Source organism: Pseudomonas sp. MUP55 (assembly GCF_034043515.1).
GTDB lineage: Bacteria > Pseudomonadota > Gammaproteobacteria > Pseudomonadales > Pseudomonadaceae > Aquipseudomonas.
In genome coordinates this window covers 3413024-3431098 of record NZ_CP138214.1, presented here as the reverse complement: position 1 = coordinate 3431098, position 18075 = coordinate 3413024, and the positions used below count along the sequence as shown (strand labels likewise).

13 protein-coding genes are annotated in these 18075 nt (G+C 60.2%); 8 read left to right on the top strand and 5 right to left on the bottom strand.

Annotation, left to right across the window (positions count from 1 at the left end; translation table 11 throughout):
* The first annotated feature begins 296 nt into the window (after positions 1–296).
* Entirely contained in the window at positions 297–1448 is a 1152-nt protein-coding gene (gene macA / locus SC318_RS15390; RefSeq protein WP_320427487.1) for a macrolide transporter subunit MacA, read from the top strand.
* 3 nt (positions 1449–1451) lie between these two features.
* Positions 1452–3410, top strand: coding sequence for a MacB family efflux pump subunit (locus SC318_RS15385; protein ID WP_320427486.1), 1959 nt, complete (start codon positions 1452–1454; stop codon positions 3408–3410).
* Between the two features lie 117 nt (positions 3411–3527).
* Here SC318_RS15385 and SC318_RS15380 read toward each other — a convergent pair whose 3' ends face one another.
* Complete coding sequence (locus SC318_RS15380; RefSeq protein ID WP_320427485.1) at positions 3528–4199, bottom strand: helix-turn-helix transcriptional regulator; 672 nt, start codon at positions 4197–4199, stop codon at positions 3528–3530.
* Positions 4200–4428: 229 nt separating this feature from the next.
* The gene (locus tag SC318_RS15375; RefSeq protein ID WP_320427484.1) at positions 4429–5673 is read right to left on the bottom strand and encodes a methionine gamma-lyase; all 1245 of its coding nucleotides are present in this window, start codon (positions 5671–5673) and stop codon (positions 4429–4431) included.
* Between the two features lie 123 nt (positions 5674–5796).
* On the opposite strand from SC318_RS15375, the gene SC318_RS15370 reads away from it, so the two are divergent.
* On the top strand, positions 5797–6267 hold the full coding sequence (locus SC318_RS15370) for an Lrp/AsnC family transcriptional regulator (RefSeq protein ID WP_320427483.1): 471 nt from the start codon (positions 5797–5799) through the stop codon (positions 6265–6267).
* Positions 6268–6292: 25 nt separating this feature from the next.
* On the opposite strand, the gene SC318_RS15365 is transcribed toward SC318_RS15370, so the two are convergent.
* Complete coding sequence (locus SC318_RS15365) at positions 6293–7705, bottom strand: aminotransferase-like domain-containing protein (protein WP_320427482.1); 1413 nt, start codon at positions 7703–7705, stop codon at positions 6293–6295.
* A gap of 158 nt (positions 7706–7863) precedes the next feature.
* Here SC318_RS15365 and SC318_RS15360 point away from each other — a divergent pair, with 158 nt between their 5' ends.
* The 5 genes from SC318_RS15360 to SC318_RS15340 all read left to right on the top strand — a co-directional run bounded on the left by SC318_RS15360 (position 7864) and on the right by SC318_RS15340 (position 12045).
* Positions 7864–8046, top strand: coding sequence for a rubredoxin (locus SC318_RS15360; RefSeq protein ID WP_306493388.1), 183 nt, complete (start codon positions 7864–7866; stop codon positions 8044–8046).
* Between the two features lie 27 nt (positions 8047–8073).
* A complete protein-coding gene (locus tag SC318_RS15355) occupies positions 8074–8943 on the top strand; it encodes a sugar phosphate isomerase/epimerase family protein (RefSeq protein WP_320427481.1) in 870 nt (289 codons plus the stop codon).
* Positions 8944–8996: 53 nt separating this feature from the next.
* Positions 8997–9629, top strand: a complete 633-nt coding sequence (locus SC318_RS15350) for a LysE family translocator (RefSeq protein ID WP_124387038.1) — start codon at positions 8997–8999, stop codon at positions 9627–9629.
* Positions 9630–9708: 79 nt separating this feature from the next.
* Positions 9709–10755: a diguanylate cyclase gene (locus SC318_RS15345; RefSeq protein WP_320427480.1), complete on the top strand. Its 1047-nt coding sequence runs from the start codon at positions 9709–9711 to the stop codon at positions 10753–10755.
* 60 nt (positions 10756–10815) lie between these two features.
* Positions 10816–12045: a M20/M25/M40 family metallo-hydrolase gene (locus tag SC318_RS15340; RefSeq protein WP_320427479.1), complete on the top strand. Its 1230-nt coding sequence runs from the start codon at positions 10816–10818 to the stop codon at positions 12043–12045.
* Positions 12046–12217: 172 nt separating this feature from the next.
* On the opposite strand, the gene SC318_RS15335 is transcribed toward SC318_RS15340, so the two are convergent.
* Together SC318_RS15335 and SC318_RS15330 are read right to left on the bottom strand one after the other, a co-directional pair.
* Positions 12218–12574, bottom strand: a complete 357-nt coding sequence (locus tag SC318_RS15335) for a hypothetical protein (RefSeq protein ID WP_320427478.1) — start codon at positions 12572–12574, stop codon at positions 12218–12220.
* Between the two features lie 627 nt (positions 12575–13201).
* Positions 13202–18031 carry an RHS repeat-associated core domain-containing protein gene (locus SC318_RS15330; protein ID WP_320427477.1) on the bottom strand — a complete coding sequence of 1610 codons (4830 nt, stop codon included), beginning with the start codon at positions 18029–18031 and terminating at the stop codon, positions 13202–13204.
* Between the last annotated feature and the right edge of the window lie 44 nt (positions 18032–18075).

The window sequence follows — 18075 nt, the reverse complement described above, 5'->3', positions numbered from 1 at the left end:
TAAAGGTGGGAAGGGGCTTGTTCCTGATACACCTCGGTCCAAATGTGGGAGGGGGCTTGCCCCCGATGGCGGCCTCTGGGCCGACCAGGATGTTGGATCGGACCGGGTACATATCCGTTCCTGCGGTCACGGCCACTTAGGGTTCCGCCACGAATTCAAGCCTGCGTTCGGCCAGCGTGGTTTAACGGGGCGCCCAGGATCAAAAGCCAGATCAAGATCAAGAGCGACTCGCTGCGCATCGTGGTTAGCGTTTGGATACCCATGCTCAATCAAAAAGCCCAACTTTATGGTCATTTATGCAAACGTTTAAGTTACGCAAAATCGGCATATTCGCAGTGTTGGCCATTGCCGTCGCATTGATTATCTACACCGTAAAGGCCCCCGCCGATGCGCCCCTGTACCTCACCGCCACGGTCGAGCGCGGCGATATCGAGAACGCCGTTCTGGCCACCGGCCTGCTGGAGGGCGTCAAGCAGGTCGACGTCGGTGCCCAGGTCTCCGGCCAGTTGAAATCTCTCAAGGTCAAGGTCGGCGACAAGGTCAAAAAGGGCCAGTGGCTGGCCGAAATCGACCCGCTGATCCTGCAGAACACCCTGCGCAAAGCTCAGGTCGATGAGGAAAACCTGCAGGCCCAACGCCGTGCCACGGCGGCGCAGCTCAAGCAGGCCAGGTCGGTGTATGAGCGTTACAAGGGCTTGCAGGACGATGAGTCGGTGTCGCGCCAGGACTTCGAAGACGCCGAGTCTACCTACCAGGTACAGCAGGCCAATCTGCTGGCCCTGGACGCCCAGATCAAAAGCGCACACATCCAGATCGACACCGCCAAGATCAACCTGGACTACACCCGCATCAATGCGCCCATCGACGGTGATGTGGTGGGCATCGTCACCCAGGAAGGCCAGACCGTGATTGCCAGCCAGCTCGCGCCAGTGCTGCTCAAGCTGGCCGACCTGGACACCATGACCGTCAAGGCCCAGGTCTCGGAAGCCGATGTGATTCATATCAGCCCCGGCCAGCAGGTGTATTTCACCATCCTCGGCGAGGCCGACAAACGCTACTACGCCAAGTTGCGGGGTACTGAACCTGCGCCGCAGAACTTCCTGGAAACCCAGACCGCCGGCACGCCCAAGCAGAATACGGCGGTGTTCTATAACGCGCTGTTTGACGTGCCCAACCCCGACCACCGCCTGCGCATCGCCATGACCGCCCAGGTGCGCATCGTGCTCGACACCGCCGAGGCGGCGCTGATGGTGCCGGTGGCGGCACTCGGGCCGCGCAATGCCGATGGCAGCTATGCGGTGCGGGTGCTGGACGCCAAGGGCAAGGCGCTGGTGCGTGAGGTCAAGACCGGCATCAACAACAACGTCAAGGTGCAGATCCTCGACGGCCTGGTCGAGGGCGATAAAGTCGTGATCGGCGATGCTACGCCTGCCGTGGCGGGGAACTGAGCCATGACCCAACCTCTGTTGGAACTCAAGGGCATCACCCGCAGTTTCATGGCCGGTGAGCGCGAGTTCATTGCGCTCAAAGGCATCGATCTGACGATTCATGCCGGTGAGATGCTGGCGATCATCGGCGCGTCGGGTTCGGGTAAATCGACGCTGATGAACATCCTCGGCGGCCTGGATTACGCCACGGCGGGCAGTTACAAAATCAATGGCATCGAGACCCGTTCCCTGGGCGATGAGCAACTGGCGGAACTGCGCCGCGATTACTTCGGTTTCATCTTCCAGCGCTACCACCTGTTGGCGCACCTGAGTGCCTTGCACAATGTGGAAATGCCGGCGATTTACGCCGGCACCCCGGAAACGCAACGCCACAGCCGCGCGCGGGATCTGCTCGCACGCCTGGGCCTGGCGGGGCATATCAGCCATCGGCCGAGCCAGTTGTCCGGTGGCCAGCAGCAGCGCGTGAGTATCGCCCGGGCCTTGATGAACGGCGGTGAAGTGATCCTCGCCGACGAACCCACCGGGGCCCTGGATACCCAGAGTGGCAAGGAGGTGATGCGCATCCTCGCCGAGCTGCATGCGGCAGGGCACACGGTGATCATCGTCACCCACGACCCTAAGGTAGCGGCGAATGCCCAGCGTATCGTCGAGGTGTGCGACGGCGAGATCGTCAGCGACAAGGCCAATCAGAGCACCGGGGCGCAGCTGCCCGACCAAGCGCCGGTCGAGCCCAGGCGCAGCGGTGCCCGGCGCTTGGTGGCGAGCCTGGGGTTGTTCAAGGAGGCGTTCAACATGGCCTGGGTCGCGCTGATTTCCCATCGCATGCGCACCTTGTTGACCATGCTCGGCATCGTTATCGGCATCACCTCGGTGGTGTCGATCTCGGCCATCGGCGAGGGCGCCAAGCGCTATGTGCTCAAGGACATCCAGGCCATCGGCAGCAACACCATCGATATCTTTTCCGGCACCAGTTTCGGTGACAGCCGCGCCTCGGCCATCGAGACCCTGATGCCTTCGGATGTGGACGCGTTGAACCAGCTGTATTACGTCGACAGCGCCACCCCGGTGGTGGGACGCAACCTGTTGCTGCGCTTTGGCAACATCGACGTGGATGCACAGGTCAACGGCGTCAGCGATCGTTACTTCAAGGTCAAGGGCCTCAAGCTCGAAGCGGGCATCGCCTTCAGCGAAAGCGATGCACGGCGTCAGGCGCAAGTGGTGGTGATCGACCACAACACCCGCCAGCGCCTGTTCGGGCCGAACGTCGATCCGCTGGGCCAGGTGATCCTGGTCGGCAACCTGCCGTGCACGGTGATTGGGGTGACGGCGGACAACAAGAACATGTTTGCCGCCAGCAAGGCGTTGAATGTGTGGGTGCCGTATGAGACTGCGGCGGGGCGCTTGCTGGGCCAGCGTCATCTGGACAGCATCACCGTGCGCATCAAGGACGGCCAGCCGAGCAAGGTGGTGGAAGACAACGTCAATAAGCTCATGCTGCAACGCCACGGCACCAAGGACTTCTTCACCAACAACCTCGACAGCATCATGCAGACGGTACAGAAAACCAGCCGCTCACTGGCGCTGCTGTTGTCATTGATCGCGGTGATTTCGTTGCTGGTGGGTGGCATCGGGGTGATGAATATCATGCTGGTGTCGGTCACCGAACGCACCCGCGAGATTGGCATCCGCATGGCAGTCGGGGCGCGGCAGTCGGATATTCGTCAGCAGTTTCTGGTGGAGGCGGTGATGGTGTGTCTGATCGGCGGGATCATCGGCATCTCGTTGTCCTATGCCATCGGTTATCTGTTTTCGCTGTTCGTGAAGGAATGGGAAATGGTGTTTTCCGTGGGCTCGATCATCACCGCGTTCGCCTGCTCGACGCTGATCGGCATTGTGTTCGGCTTCGTGCCCGCACGGAACGCGGCACGGCTGGACCCCATCGAGGCATTGGCCCGCGACTGAAAACTGCCGGCCGACACAGATCAAATGTGGGAGGGGGCTTGCCCCCGATAGCAGTGGTTCAGCTAATGCATGTGCAAGCTGACACACCGCTATCGAGGGCAAGCCCCCTCCCACATTTTAAGCGCCGGTGGTGTCGTCCGTGGAATACATCCACCGCAACAACGAGTGCCGCCCGCTGATCCCCAACTTGATCGCCGCGCGCTTGAGGTAGCTCTCGATGGTGTTGACCTTCAGCGCCAGTTGCTCGGCCAACTCCGGCGCGGTGCGCCCGGCCAGCAGGCCGACGCACACTTCCAGTTCGCGGTTGGACAGGGTCAACCCCGATTGCACCAGCCGCTCCTGAATGCGTCGGCGCAAGGTCTCGATGCCCTGATGTTGCGGTTCCAGGGGTGTATCGCCCGCAGGGCTTGGCTGGATTGCGCTGATGTGTTTTTCCACCATGGGCAGCAGCAGCGTGGAGAAGTCCTGCAGCATGCTGCGCTCTTGCGCCGAGAAGTTTTCGGAGTCGTGGGAGCGGTACACCGACAGCACATAGCGCACATCATCTTTACGCCGGGTGAGGTGCAGTTGGGCGGCCGGTTGTTCCTCGCCCAATGCCAACGTCGAGTCGGTGTAGACCGGGCTGATCTTGCGGCGCGTGTCGCCTGCGGCATTCACCCGTAATTGCGTAATGTGGGTGGCGTCCACTGCCAATTGGGTGAGGATCAGGTCATGCAGCATGCGTGGGAAGTGGCGACTGCCCGTGCTGGCGATGACCTTGCCGAGATGTGGGAACAGGTGTGAGTTCATCAATTCGTCCATGAGTTCCGGTGCAGGCATTCGGCATATAGCGACGGGGATCAAGATGCTAGCCAATACGAATAACCTGCGGTGATGGTGCAGCCCGCCGAGACGTATGCTAGTACAGCCTGACAGAAGGGTGGGGATCCAATCGTCAAAAAAACCAGATTAAAAACGCATAACGGCGATCAGACTTGTCTGGTCGCCGTTGTGGGAAAGCATCACGCCAGCCTGACGGTCATTTCATCGCGTGGGCGTCCAGCAAGGTCGGGCGCGCAACGGCCCGCGCGCATTTGGCCAATGCTTGGTTCACATCCGCCAACAGGTCGGCGACGTCTTCAAGCCCCACCGACAAACGCACCTGGCCTTCGCTGATGCCGTGCTGTGCACGCTCCTCGGGGGTGTAGGTGGAGTGGGTCATGCTGGCCGGGTGCTGGGCCAGTGATTCGGCGTCGCCCAGGCTGACCGCGCGGGTGAACAGCTTGAGCGCGTTCATGAAACGCCGGCCCATGTCGATCCCACCGGTGAGCTCAAAGGCGATCATGCCGCCGGCCTGTTTCATCTGGCGTGTTGCCAATTCGTATTGTGGGAAAGATGCCAGCCCAGGGTAGGTCACCCACTGTACGGCGGGGTGCGCCTGCAGCGCTTCAGCGATGGCCTGGGCGTTGCTGCAATGACGGTCCATGCGCAAGGCGAGCGTCTTGAGGCCGCGCATCAGCAAGGCGGCGTCCTGGGGTGACATCACCGCGCCGGTCAAGTCCTTGAGCCCTTGCAGGCGAATACGTTGCGCCAATGCCCGACTGCTGACCGCGATGCCTGCGGTGATGTCGCCATGCCCGCTAAGGTACTTGGTGGCCGAGTGCACCACCACGTCGGCGCCCAGCTCCAGGGGCCGTTGCAGGTAGGGCGTGCAATACGTGTTATCGACCACCACGGTGACATTTGGCTGTTGATGGGCCAGCCGCGCCACGGCGGCGATGTCCACCAGGCGCAGGGTGGGGTTGGCCGGGGTTTCGCAGTAGACCATGCGGGTGGCGGGGGAAAGTGCCGCGTGCAGCGCGTCCAGGTCGGTGAGGTCGACATGACGCACCTTGATGCCGAATTCGCCGATGCCATGGTGCAACAGGGCGAAGGTGCAACCGTAGAGCGTCTGGCTGACGATCACCTCGTCTCCAGGGCGCAGCAGGGTCCAGAACGTCGCCGCAATCGCGCCCATGCCGGAACTGAACGCCACCGCCGCCTCGCCGTTTTCCAGGGTGGCCATGCGTGACTCCAGCAGTGCCAGGGTCGGGTTGGAAATGCGTGTATAGAAGTGCCCGCTGGCGTCCCCGGCAAAGCAGGCCGCGCCGTACTCGGCGGTAGGAAACGCGAAGGTGGCCGACAGGTAGATCGGCGGCACGAGGGCGCCGTGATGGTCCTTGGGGTCGTAACCGTGGTGAATGGCGCGGGTAGAAAATCCGAACGCGGGGTGTTTATTGTTCATGTCAGGCGCTCCTTATTTCCTACAATGCTATGCTCATAACCACAGTTGAACGTTGCCAAAACGCCCGCAAACACGGGGCGTCATGGAAGAAAAACCGATAGAAACAATGAATAGAGGCACGTTATGCCCGCCCGTCTGGACCGCACCGATAAAGCCTTGTTAAACGCCTTGCAGAGCAATGCCCGCCTGACCGTGGCCGAACTGGCCGACCGCGTTGCCCTGACCACTTCGCCATGCTGGCGGCGGGTGCGCCATCTTGAAGAGAGCGGGGTGATCAGCGGTTACCAGGCGATCCTGTCACCCAAGGCCCTGGGCTATGGAGTAACCGCCTTCGTCAGCATCATGATGGACAGCCACACGCAGGAAATCGCGCGAGCGTTCGAGCAACGGCTGTTGGCGATTCCGCAGATTGTGGCCTGTCATAACGTGTCGGGGCGGTATGACTTCTTGCTCGAAGTGGTGGCCAGGGACCTGGAGTCGTTTGGCGAGTTTGCCCGGGAAGTCCTGCAGACGTTGCCCTGTGTGAAGGAAATCTACTCGAGCTTTTCCTACAAGTCGGTGCGGCCGTTGCGAGTGATCCCATTGCCGGACTGACGCGGCGGCTCAGCACCGCCGCCCGTCAAGCTGACCGTACCGCCTTGACCAGCAGCGCCTCGAACACCCGCTGCACCCGTGGCTCATCACTGTGGGCCACGTTGAAGCGCATCAAATCGCGGTGCGCCGGGTCGTAGCCAAACAGCGTGCCGGGCGCCAGCACCATGCTGCGCTTCAAGGCTTCCTGGGCCAGCCGTTCGCCGTTGACCCCAGGCGGCAGGCGCGCCCAGATGAACATGCCGCCTTCAAAGGCCATCGGCAGCTCGCAGCCGCAGCGCTTGAGCCATTGCTCGACGCGCCCGCCAGCCTCCATCAGGCGCTGAACCATGCGCTTGCGGTGCCTGGCGTAGCTGCCCTCGCTGAGCATGCGGTACACGATCTGCTCGAACAGCTCCGACGTCACGCCGCCGCTCATCAACTTCATATTGGTCAGGTTGGCCGCCAGTTGCGGCGCGGCCACCACATAACTGACGCGGGTGTTGGCGCTGAGGATCTTCGAGAACCCCGACAGGTAGGTGACCTGGTCCAGCCCGGCGACGGCGGCCAGGCGTGGCGGTGGATTGGGGTGCAGGTCGCCGTACAGGTCATCCTCGACGATATGGCAGTGGTACTGCTGGGTCAGTTGCAGCAGGCGAAACGCTTGGCTGGGGCTGAAGGAATGGCCGGTGGGGTTATGCAAGACGCTGGTGGTCAGGTACAGGCTGGGGCGGTGCTCGGCGAGCAGCTGTTCGAGGGCGGTGAAGTCGAAGCCGTCGGGGCGACGTTCCAGGGTCACTACCTTGACGCCATGCAGGGCCAGGTTGGCGTGGAAGTTGAAATAGCAGGGCGCGTCCAGCAGCACCGTGTCGCCGGGACGTACCAGCAGGCGCATGAGCATGTCCAGGCCTTGCACGGTGTTGGGCGTGGTGATGATCTGTTCCACCGGCACCGACAGGCCGTCGCCGTGCAGTTTCTGTTGCAGCGCTTGGCGCAACGGCAACAGCCCGGCCGGCGTGCCGAGCCCGGCAATGCGCAGCGACGGCGCACGCACCACGCTGCGCATGGCTTGGCGGATCGCCTCGCCGTTCAGCCAGTCTTCCGGCAGGTGGCCGCCACCGGGGCGCAGTTCGCCACTGGCGGTCGCCAGGGGGCGGCGCAACACGCTGAGCAGGTCCTGGGGCAGCAGGTCGACCCAGGTCACTGCCGCCGGGCGCGCGCTGTCCATCGCCACGAAATAGCCACGGCCCTGGCTTGAGGTGAGCAGGTTGCGCCCGCGCAGGCGGTCCAGGGCTTCATTGAGGGTGAACTTGCTGACACCGAGAACCTCGGTCAACTCGCGCACCGACGGCAACTTGCTGCCGGGCGCCCATTCACCGGCCTCGATGGCCTGACTGAAGGCCTCCACGATCTGCTGGACCTTGGGGGTGCCTTCCACAAAGGCGATGGCGGATACCAACATGAAACGTCCTTATGTTTGCCGGTGCTTTTACCGGTGAAGTTAGGCCGGATTAGGCATCACTTTACCTGCCTGGCGCAATGCCATTCCCCTAGACTGCGCGCCATCTCGCCAGGAGTTGGCGAAATTTCCTACAAGCGAGCAATGGATTCTGCATTCTCATGAAGACTTATATGTGCGCACCCTGCGGTTTTATGTACGTAGAAGAATTGGGTATTCCGGAGGACGGGATACCCGCGGGCACCCCTTGGGAAGAGGTGCCTGAAGACTGGACATGCCCGGATTGCGGCGTGACCAAGGCCGATTTCATGGCCATCGAACTCGCTGACCCGTTACACGCCTGATCCTCCATCAACGAAAGGAATCGCTCCATGGAAAGCAAACTGATCAACACCGCCGTGCCGTTCTGTACCGGTGTGGCCCACCAGAAATACCTGGACGCCGAACAGGGCCTGCAAACCGCTATTGAGGGCCAGTGCACCCACTGGTATGTCGACGGCAGCCTGTTCGGCGAAATGGTCGACGACTGGACCGATGCGCGCATCGAAAGCCTGCAGGCCCAAATTGCCGCCAGCGGCGTCAAGCCGATCTTCCATGGCAACTTCAAGGCGCCGCTGGGCAGTGACGTCGAGGCGTTTCGCGTGGCAGCGGTGGCGTATGTAAAGAAAGAGATTGATATCGCCAGTCGCCTGGGCGCGCCGCTGATCATTCACGGCGGGTGCATCGTCGAACCGAAAATGGTGCTCAAGGCCAAGAAAGTCGCCCTGGAGCACTACCTCAAGTCAGTCCAGGAACTGGCCACTTACGCGGCGGGCAAGGGCACGGATATCTATCTGGAAAACCTGTCCAACTACGTCAACTACCGGCCGTTCCATTACATCTTCACCCATGAGGCCGAATACGCCTTCGTGTTCGAGCGTCTGCAAGCCCACGACAATGTGTTTTTCTTCCTCGATGCCGGCCACGCCAATATCGAGAACGGAATGCCGGCGGCCGTGGTGCGCAAGTATCACCACCTGATCAAGGGCATTTCCTTCAGCAACAACAACGGCGTGCAAGATCAGCACTTCGGCATTCACGACGGCAACTGCGACTACGCCGACGTGATGCAGGCCATCGTTGAAACCAACTGGAAAGGCCTGGTGGCGTTCGAAACCCGCAACCAGACCGCCAAGTCCGCCCTGGCGGACCTGGCCTTGATGTACCGAGAATCCCTGACGACCGAAATCGCGGTCGCCTGATGTAAACCACGGGCGCACGTCTGTGGCGTGCGCCCCATTCAAGGTCCCGGACCATGACAAGTGCGTTAACCCTGTCTTCGTTTCTGTACTTCCTGTTGTTTTGCGCCACCATGACCTTCAGTCCCGGCCCCATGACTCTGCTGTTGCTGAGCCTGGGCTTGAAGGATGGCTTGCGCAGTTCGATCCCGGCGCAGATTGGCGCCAGTGTGTCGTACCTGATTTCGATCCTGATCTTTGCCGTGGGCTTTTCGGAGCTGATCAAGGGCAACCTCGCGATCACCCAGGCCATCCAGTTTGTCGGGGTCGCCTACATCCTTTACCTGGCCTACAAGCAGTGGACCAGCAGCGGTGTGTCGATCGACAAGGCCGGCGCCGTGGAGGGCTCGCGCAGTCTGTTCGGCAAGGGCTTGCTGACCGGCTTTTCCAACCCCAAGACCATCATCATGTTCAGCGCCGTGTTCCCGCAGTTTGCTGGCGGCGGGGAGCACAGTTCGGCGGCGGACATCGCCATCCTTGGCTTGACGTTTCTGTTGCTGCAATTTGCCAGTGGTTGTCTGTATTGCTATTTCGGCCAGCGCATCAAGCACGTGCTGGAGAACCCCAAGCGGCGCGTACTGTTGCAGCGGATCACAGCGGTGATGTTGCTGGGTGTGGCGCTCATGCTGGCACGCGGGTTTTCGCACTGAAGCATTAGCCGGTAAGCAGTAGTGGCGATTTGCCGTTGCCCTGATAGACTCCAGGCATCCACTCAGGATGCCCCCCATCATGTCAGCCGCCGGAGGAAACGGACTTCCGCTCGCTTCGCGCTTGTACACATCCCGCCTCCTGGGGCTGACGCTCGGCTTTGTTTGCGTGGCGTTTGCGATGTATCCGCTCAATCCATCTATATGGGTGTGGTTATGGATGTTGATCAATGCGTTTGCGTGGCCGCACCTGGCGTTTCAAGCGTCCTTGCGTGCCGCTCATGCACTGCGCAGTGAGCGCCGCAATCTGTTGTTCGATTCCTTCTGCGGTGGCTTCTGGGTCGGCGCGATGCACTTCAACCCGCTGCCCAGCGTCACGACCTTGTCGATGATGAGCATGAACAACGTTGCCATCGGCGGGCCGCGCTTCATGCTGGCGGGGTGGGTGGCCCAGGCGCTGGGCGTCGCCACCGCGCTGCTGATGTTCGCGCCGGCATTTGTCGCTGTCACCACTCAGGCCCAGTTGTATGCCTGCCTGCCGATCCTGATGCTGTATCCGCTGGCCCTGGGTTGGATCTGCTACCGCCAGGCCGTGACCCTGGCGCGGCACAAGCGCGAACTGCTGGCCCTGAGCCGCACCGACAGCCTGTCGGGCCTGCTCAATCACGGTGCCTGGAAAGACCACCTGGAAATCGAATTCCAGCGCTGCCGCCGTGGCCCGGCCGGCGCCGCCATCGCGCTGATCGATATCGACCACTTCAAGATCATCAACGACACCTACGGCCATGTCACCGGCGATATCGTGCTGCGCCAGCTGAGCAAGGTGTTGCGCCAGAACCTGCGCGCCAGCGACCTGGCCGGGCGCTACGGCGGCGATGAGTTCTGCGTGATCCTGCCGGACATGCCGCTCAACCGTGCCACGCAAGTGATGGACGCCCTGCGTGATCGGTTCAACGCCTTGGCCTACGCCCAGGACCCGACCTTGCGCGTCAGCTTGAGCATCGGCCTGGCGCCGTATCAGCCCAGCCACGCCGACGCCACCAGTTGGCTCAACGATGCCGACCAGGCCCTGTACGAAGCCAAAAGCAGCGGGCGCAACCGGGTCAGCTCGCTGCAGGGGGCTTGGTAGCGGTCCGTTGAGTGGGGTAGGGTGTGGCGGCACCCTATCAACAAAAACAAGGATCGGTTCATGCTCTTCACCTTCCCCCGTACCCTTCTGGCCGCCACCCTGGCCTTGTCCTTCGCCGTGCCGGCCTACAGCGCCGAACCCCACAAGCAGATCCAGGCGGATGCCGAACAGTACAAGGCCCAGGCCCTGAAACTGCTGGAGCGCCTGGTGAATATCGATTCCGGTTCCGGCTATGAGCCAGGCCTGACTCAAGTGCGCGATATTGCCGTGGATGAATTGAAACAGTTGGGTTTCAGCATTGAGCTGGTGCCGGACAAAGCCGCCAACAACAGCCATGTGATCGCCACCTTGAAGGGCACCGGCAGAGCCAAAATCCTGCTGATGGCGCACATGGACACCGTGTTCAAGGAAGGCTCGGCCGCCGAGCGCCCGTTCCACATCAAGGACGGCCGCGCCTATGGCCCCGGCGTGATGGACGACAAAGGTGGCATCGTCGCCGGTATCTACGCGTTGAAAGTCCTGAAAAACCAGGGCTTCAAGGACTATGCGCAAATCACCTTCCTGCTCGACGCCAGCGAAGAGACCGGCTCCGACGCCGCCTCCGAACTGATCCGCACCACCGCCAAGGGCCACGACGTGACCCTCAACCTGGAACCCGGCCGCCCAGCCGACGGCCTGGTGGTCTGGCGCAAAGGTAGCGCCACCGCCGTGGTGGAAGTCAAAGGCAAAGCCGCCCACGCCGGCGTTGCCCCGGAGTTGGGGCGCAACGCCGCCATGGAGGTCGCACACCAGATCCTGCAACTGGGCAAGCTGGGCGATGCCGAGAAGAAAACCACCATCAACTTCACCGTGCTCAAGGCCGGCGACCGCACCAACGTCATCCCCGACCAGGCCACCGCCAAGGCCGACGTACGCGCCGCGTTGCCGGAAGAATTCGACCGCATCGAGAAAGACCTGGCGCGGGTTTCAGCCGACAAGCTGATCCCCGAGACCGAAGTCAAGACCAGCCTGCAGCGCGGTTTGCCGCCGATGCCGCAAACAGCGGAGTCGGACAAATTGGTCGCGATTGCCCAAGGGATCTACGGGGAATTGGGCAAAACACTGACCATCGAAGGCAGCGGCGGCGCGGCGGATGCGAGCTTGTCGGCCGGGGTCGGGACGCCGACGCTGGATGGGTTTGGCATAGTGGGCGGGAATATTCACACGCCGGAGGAATACGCCGAGGTGGAGAGCGTGGCGCCGCGGGTTTATCTGTTGAGTCGGATGATCATGGAGCTTTCCAAACGCTGAACCGTTCATGCCGGAGCTTGCTCCCGCTGGGCTGCGCAACAGCCCTGAAACCTGCGCTGCCAACATGACTGAAACACCGCATTGCCCCTGATAGGGGCCGCTTCGCGGCCCAGCGCGAGCAAGCTCGCTCGCCACAGGGGTTGTGGTTTTTTCAGTGTGTATTGGTTGTTTTCTACGAGGCTGTCGCTTCAGCTCGGTAACGAACTAGGCAATCAAGCAAAACTCCCATGAATGCTCTATTGTCGTTAATGTCATCCTCAAAGTAAGTGTCAAAAAGATAAAAAACCGAGTCGAAGGTTTCATCGGTTAATAAATAATGCCTGATGGTTTCGATATACCAGTTCTGTTCTTCCAACGTGTATGTATAAAATTCTGGCTTGGTCAACGCATCGAAAAGTTCTGCTAGCTCTTCGGGGTCGTTAACACTTTTTGAAGCTATAATTTCTTCTCTTTTGATGTTTCTAGTATTTTCAATGCAGTAGGTGAATAACAGCCCTTGAAGTATTGATAGTTGTGGTTTTCTTTTCATCGTTTAAAATGCCGTGTAAGCAGTAATTGGGTTTCCGTCTGCATTTACGTGCATAACAGCTTTTTCTGGTTTTCATGTTCTAGCCCGTCTCGAGATCTACTGTATTTAAAGTGTCTGTCAATGCTGCTAAACAAACTTTCGGCTGCTGATGTTCTTGGTTGATTTTATAGTGAATGCCGTATGTGTTCATCTTGTAGTGGTCGTCGCACTATGATGACGCTATCAATAATAGCGTGCACGTTATGTTCGCGCCCCCCTTATGGGTTTATGTTTATTTAGACTCGGTTACCTCAAGGTTGTATCTGTTAAGGCAGTCTAATAGCGTTTTCATGAAGCACCGTTTGTCAATTATTTCATCGCTGAAATGAGTGTCGAAGAGATAGAATACCGATTCGAAATTTTCATTGGTACTTAGAAAATGCTGGAGTGTATTGATGTGCCATTCTCTTTCATCTCTCTTGTATTTGACGAATTCCGGTTTGGTTAGCTCGTCGAATAGCCCTGTGAGCTCCTCAGGGTTGTTGACGTTTATAGAGGAAATAAGCTCTTCTCTGTCTGCGTTCGTAGTATTTTCGATGCAGTACGTAAAAAGTAGGCCTTGTATTATTGAGATGCTTGGCTTGAAGTTCATTCGAGATCCGCAAATGCTGTAATGGGTTGACCATCTTCGTTTAAGAAAACTCGTGCTCTTTTCGTTTGGTCGTATTCGTAGCCATTTCGTTTATATCCTTCTCCGATTATTTTTCCCATGTGCATAGGTTTTTTGGAAGCTGACAAGTTAAGAAGCTTGAAAATGAGCTGTGCACGGTAGATAGCATTTAATTGGTCTCTATGGCTTAGAAAGTGAGTCGCAGCGCTTGGTGGTCGCGGTTCTCCCGCGCGTGGCCCTCTCAGGTGTCTTTCAATTACCCCTGTGGTTGGGTTTTTGGCTGTCATTACTCGCTCGAGTTGAGATTCCAGAGGAGTCTGAGCACCGTGTTTTTCTAGAAAGTGCGCGCCAGGAATCGACGCTTCAAGCTCTGACAAACGCCGGTGAGCGTTCGCTTCAGCGAGTTCATCAATTCTAGCCTGCCGTTCCGCACGGGTCAGTTGCGGTAAGCCTGGCTCTGCGTGGTTAACACTCTCCGTAGGATTTTGAGCGCTAACGCTGGGTTTACAGCCGTCGCCGCCTGGGCATGTATTCAAGCCTAGCGGGTCAACCCAACCTGTAGGATTGGGCGCGTACTGGTACGCGTTGATCCCACCCGCCAGCTTCACCGGGTCAGGCGTCAGGTATCGACCAATATCCGGATTGTAGTAGCGATGGCGGTTGTAATGCAGGCCGCTTTCCGGGTCGAAGTATTGGCCTTGGAAACGTAGCGGGTTGTCGACTTTGCCTACGTCGAGCCGGCTGATTTCGCCGTAGGCGCGGTAATGGGCGGACCAGACGATGTCGCCTTCTGGGCTGGTGAGTTCCTGCGGTGTGCCGAGGTGGTCGAGTTGGTAGTGGTAGGGCTTGGTTTCTTGTGGGCCGAAGCCTTCCAACAGTGCCAATGGACGGAAGCTGTCCGGTTCGTAGAGGTAGCTTCGGTGACGATCCGCGTGATGCTCAGCGACGACTTTGTCGCCTTGCCAGAAAAACTCCGTCGTGATGCCGTCGACGGTTTTGCTGATACGCCGTCCAAACGGGTCATAGCGATAACTGGCGGTTTGCCCGTTGGGCTTGGTGATTCCAGTCAGCCGGTGCTGGCAGTCATAGCGATACTCGGTAACGAGTGAGTGACCTTTGCCTCGCCGCTCACGGATGAGGTTGCCAAAGGCGTCATACTCGTAATGATGATCCCCCTGAATCACCAGGCGATTGCCCGCAACGATGTCCGGCCCCGGCCGGTTTTGCATGAGCAGATTGCCCGCCGGGTTGTGGCCGAAACGCTCCTGTACGTCTTGCGAGTGATTGGCGCGGGTCAGGCGCTGGAGCGGGTCGTAGTGGTAAAGGTGTTCGCCCTTGCGCGTGTCGTGCAGGCGGGTGAGGTTGCCGGCTTTGTCGTAATCGTAGTGGCGTTGGTAGAGATGGTTTTCCAGTTGGGTGACGGCGTGGGCGTGCAGGCGGTTTTGGTCGTCGTAGTGGTAGTGGCTGAGCAGTTGGCCTTGTTGACGCTGGTGTTCGCGGCCGGCTTTGAACAGGTGCGAGGTGAGCAGCGCACCGTTCAGCTCGACGGTGGCGAGGTGGCCGCCTTTGTCGTGGTTGAAGGTGAGGCGGTTGTTGTCGGGCAGGCGTAAATGTTGAAGCTGGCCGCAGGCGTCGTAGCCGTAGCGCAAGGTGCCCCAGCCCTGGTGTTCGGCGGTGAGGCGGTTTTGTTTGTCGTATTCGTAGGCCAGGAACCAGTGACCGTCGTCGACGCTGAGGAGGTTGCCTTGGCGGTCGTAGGCATAGTCGACAATACTGCCGTCGGGCAGGGTTTTTCGTACGAGGCGACCGGCGTGGTCGCGCTGGTATTGGGTGACTAGCTGACGGCCGTCGTCGCCGTGTTCGGTCTTTTCCTGCAGGTTGCCGTTGAGGTCGTAGGTGTAGGCGGTGCGTTGGCCGTCAAAGCCGGTTTCCTGTTGGATCAGGCCGTTGGGGTGGTAGTCGAGCTGGTAGGTTTCGCCGACTTCGTTTTCGATGGCGGTCAGCAGTAAGCGGGCGTTGTCGTAGCGGTACTTGACCTGTGTGCCGTCGGCGTTGATGCGACGGCTGATCAGGTGCAGGCCGTCGGCGTATTCGTAGCGGGTGACGTGGCCCAGTTCATCGCGTTCGGCGATGATTTTTCCGTAGGGGTTGTAGCTGAATTCCCGTGCGGCACCGTCCGGCAGCACCAGGCGCGTTAACCGACCTAAGCCGTCCCATTGATACTGGGTCAGCGCGCCATGCTCATCCTCTCGGGCAATCTGCCGGCCCAAGTCGTCATAGCGATAACGCTTGATCCCACCATTGGGCAGCTGTTCTTCAACGAGTTGCCCGCGCTCATTCCACACCAGCCGATGGCAGCTGTTATCGGGGTACCAAACGCCGGTGAGTTGCCCTTGCTTGTCGTAGCTGTAGTCGGTCGCATGGCCATCCGGATCGATCTGGCGAATGACATCGCCCTGGTCATTACGCTCGTATGTCCAGACCGCCTCACCCCGGCGCATAACCCGTACGAAGCCGTTGTCATGCTCGTAGGACGTCGGCTCGTCATCCCCCGGAAACAGCGCCACCAGGCGCCCGGCGTCGTCGTACTGATAGGCCGTCACCGCGCCCAGCGGGTCTTGCTCGACGGTCAGGCGGCCTTTGTCATCGTAGGATTTGAAGTGCCGGGCGCCGTCCGGGTCGATGCGCTGTACCAGTCGCGCTCGGTCGTCATGGACATAAACCTCTTGGCTGCCATCGGCGTTGTGCACGGTGACGCTGCCGTCGTCGCCCCAGGCATAGCGCGTGTCCACCTGCGAAAAGCTGGCCCAGTGCCGGACACAGCGTGCGGCCTTGCCGGCACGTTCCCATGCCCAGAAGAAGCTCGCGCCACCGGCCAGTTGGCGCTCGAGAATGACGTGTTGCTCGTCGTACCGATAAACCTCGCGTTCACCGACAGCGTTGGTCGCCGACACCAGTCGTCCAGCGTCGTCATAGGCGTAGGAAACGACGTTCTGCTCGGTCACCCAAACAAAGGGTTCATGCCCCTTGGCGCGATGAACCTGGTAGTCCACCGCCACAATGCGGTCGAATTCATAACGCAGTAAAAGCGAGCGACCGAAACCGTTGTCCACTCGCTCAATCCGCCCTAACCTATCCCGGAAAATGCGCAACCGGTTGTCATACGCATCGCTGATCGCCGTCAGCACACCGTCGCAAAAGTGGTAGAACCGCGACCCCTGAGCCAGCACCAGTTCATCCGGCAACGATCCCAGGTAAATCGCCGCTTCCGCCAGGCTGTTGGTGATCGCCGGCCGAGCCACCGTCGGCAAGGGCAGGGTGGTCGAGCGGTTTTCGTGGTCGGTCCACACCACCGAATCGCCCGACACCACCAGCCGCTGGGCCAGCGCATGGCTCCAGCCAAACCCCAACCCGCAATCCACTTCCACCGCACTGGTGCGATACAGCCGCGTCCACTCGAACGGCAAAACTCCATCCAGCGCGCCATCGGTGATGGTCAGCAGTTCTTCGCCGGTGACCATCGACACCGGGCAACCGTGGGTGACGGTTTTGTCCGCAGAGGCCGCCGCATCCCCCTTCGGGTTCGATGCCACGGCAGGCACATCATCCACCGCCTCCTGGCGAACCAACGCCGTGCGCTGGGTCTTGCGGCGCACCGCCGGCACCGGGTTGGCAACCAACTCCTCACCCGCCTTCAACGACGCCACCGGCACAGCCTTGACCGGCACTGCCGCACTGCTCAGCAACACCGGCTTGGCGGCCTCCACGTGCGTTTCCAGCCGCGGCCCTGCAACCTGCCTGGCCAGCAATTCCAACAACGCCCGCGCCCGCCCGGATTTGACATGACTGAGTACCTGGGCCCCCAGCCGAAGCTGGACCCCAATCCCCCGCGTCGCCCAGATCAGCAACAGGTTGATCAGGATTTCGCCGGTTATCTCACCCACCAGCTCATACATCTCGGGCGGCGGCAGCAGGCGTAGCCAGGCCACCATCGCCGAGAGATAAATGAACAACAGCGGCTCATCACTGAGCACCAGCAGCCCCTGGGCAAGCGCGTTTTTGCCCAGCTTGAGTAACTGATCGAGTTCGGCTTGGGAGAGGTACTTCAACAGCTTTTCGCTGTTGGACTTGAGGTTCGCCAGCAGGTCGACCAGCTCGGTAAGGTTGTCCCACAGGTTGTAGACGGCCTTGCCAATCCCGGTCGCAAAGGCCAGGCCTTGCTTCGCGCTGCGTTTGTAGGCCGGCGCCTTGGCGAAGTCGGCCCATTGAGGTTCGAAGTGCCCACGCCATTGCTGGCGCAGGTCTGCTTCCAGCCCAGCGATCACCGACTGGTAGGACACGTAAAGCGCCTTGACGTGATCTTTGGAAACGTTGGGGTAGAAGATGATCTGGTACTGCTGGTCGCGGGTGCAATCGGGCACCGTAAGAATGCCGCTGGGGCCGATGGTTCGCTGCAGCGGCGCGCCCATGGGCGTGCCGTCCTGGGCGATGGCTTGCAGCGTGACCGGCGTGTTGCCGATCGGCACGAACCGGGTGCTCTCGAACAGATGCACCAGGGTCAGCCCGCCCTGGGCCTTGCACTGGGCGACGGTGCGACTGGGACTGTCGGAAGAGATCGGCGCAACCAGTGCGACGTCGTCACCGACCTTGAACACCTGCTCCACTTGCAGCGCCGAGCCACTTAGAAAGCTGTCGGCCCACTTATCGAAAGTGTTCAGGCAATGGCGGAAATCGCGAAGAACCCGTTCAGCGTCCGGCGCTTCGGGGTCCATCGGGGCCAGTACAAAGCTGGCAATCACCGGAATCAAAAGACGCCCCGGACAACCTGGGCGCTAACGAAAAGAACCATCTG

Excerpts from the sequence above, each read along its gene's own strand:
- macA (WP_320427487.1), top strand. The coding sequence starts at position 297 with ATGCAAACGTTTAAGTTACGCAAAATCGGCATATTCGCAGTGTTGGCC.
- SC318_RS15385 (WP_320427486.1), top strand. The coding sequence starts at position 1,452 with ATGACCCAACCTCTGTTGGAACTCAAGGGCATCACCCGCAGTTTCATG.
- SC318_RS15380 (WP_320427485.1), bottom strand. The coding sequence starts at position 4,199 with ATGAACTCACACCTGTTCCCACATCTCGGCAAGGTCATCGCCAGCACG.
- SC318_RS15375 (WP_320427484.1), bottom strand. The coding sequence starts at position 5,673 with ATGAACAATAAACACCCCGCGTTCGGATTTTCTACCCGCGCCATTCAC.
- SC318_RS15370 (WP_320427483.1), top strand. The coding sequence starts at position 5,797 with ATGCCCGCCCGTCTGGACCGCACCGATAAAGCCTTGTTAAACGCCTTG.
- SC318_RS15365 (WP_320427482.1), bottom strand. The coding sequence starts at position 7,705 with ATGTTGGTATCCGCCATCGCCTTTGTGGAAGGCACCCCCAAGGTCCAG.
- SC318_RS15360 (WP_306493388.1), top strand. The coding sequence starts at position 7,864 with ATGAAGACTTATATGTGCGCACCCTGCGGTTTTATGTACGTAGAAGAA.
- SC318_RS15355 (WP_320427481.1), top strand. The coding sequence starts at position 8,074 with ATGGAAAGCAAACTGATCAACACCGCCGTGCCGTTCTGTACCGGTGTG.
- SC318_RS15350 (WP_124387038.1), top strand. The coding sequence starts at position 8,997 with ATGACAAGTGCGTTAACCCTGTCTTCGTTTCTGTACTTCCTGTTGTTT.
- SC318_RS15345 (WP_320427480.1), top strand. The coding sequence starts at position 9,709 with ATGTCAGCCGCCGGAGGAAACGGACTTCCGCTCGCTTCGCGCTTGTAC.
- SC318_RS15340 (WP_320427479.1), top strand. The coding sequence starts at position 10,816 with ATGCTCTTCACCTTCCCCCGTACCCTTCTGGCCGCCACCCTGGCCTTG.
- SC318_RS15335 (WP_320427478.1), bottom strand. The coding sequence starts at position 12,574 with ATGAAAAGAAAACCACAACTATCAATACTTCAAGGGCTGTTATTCACC.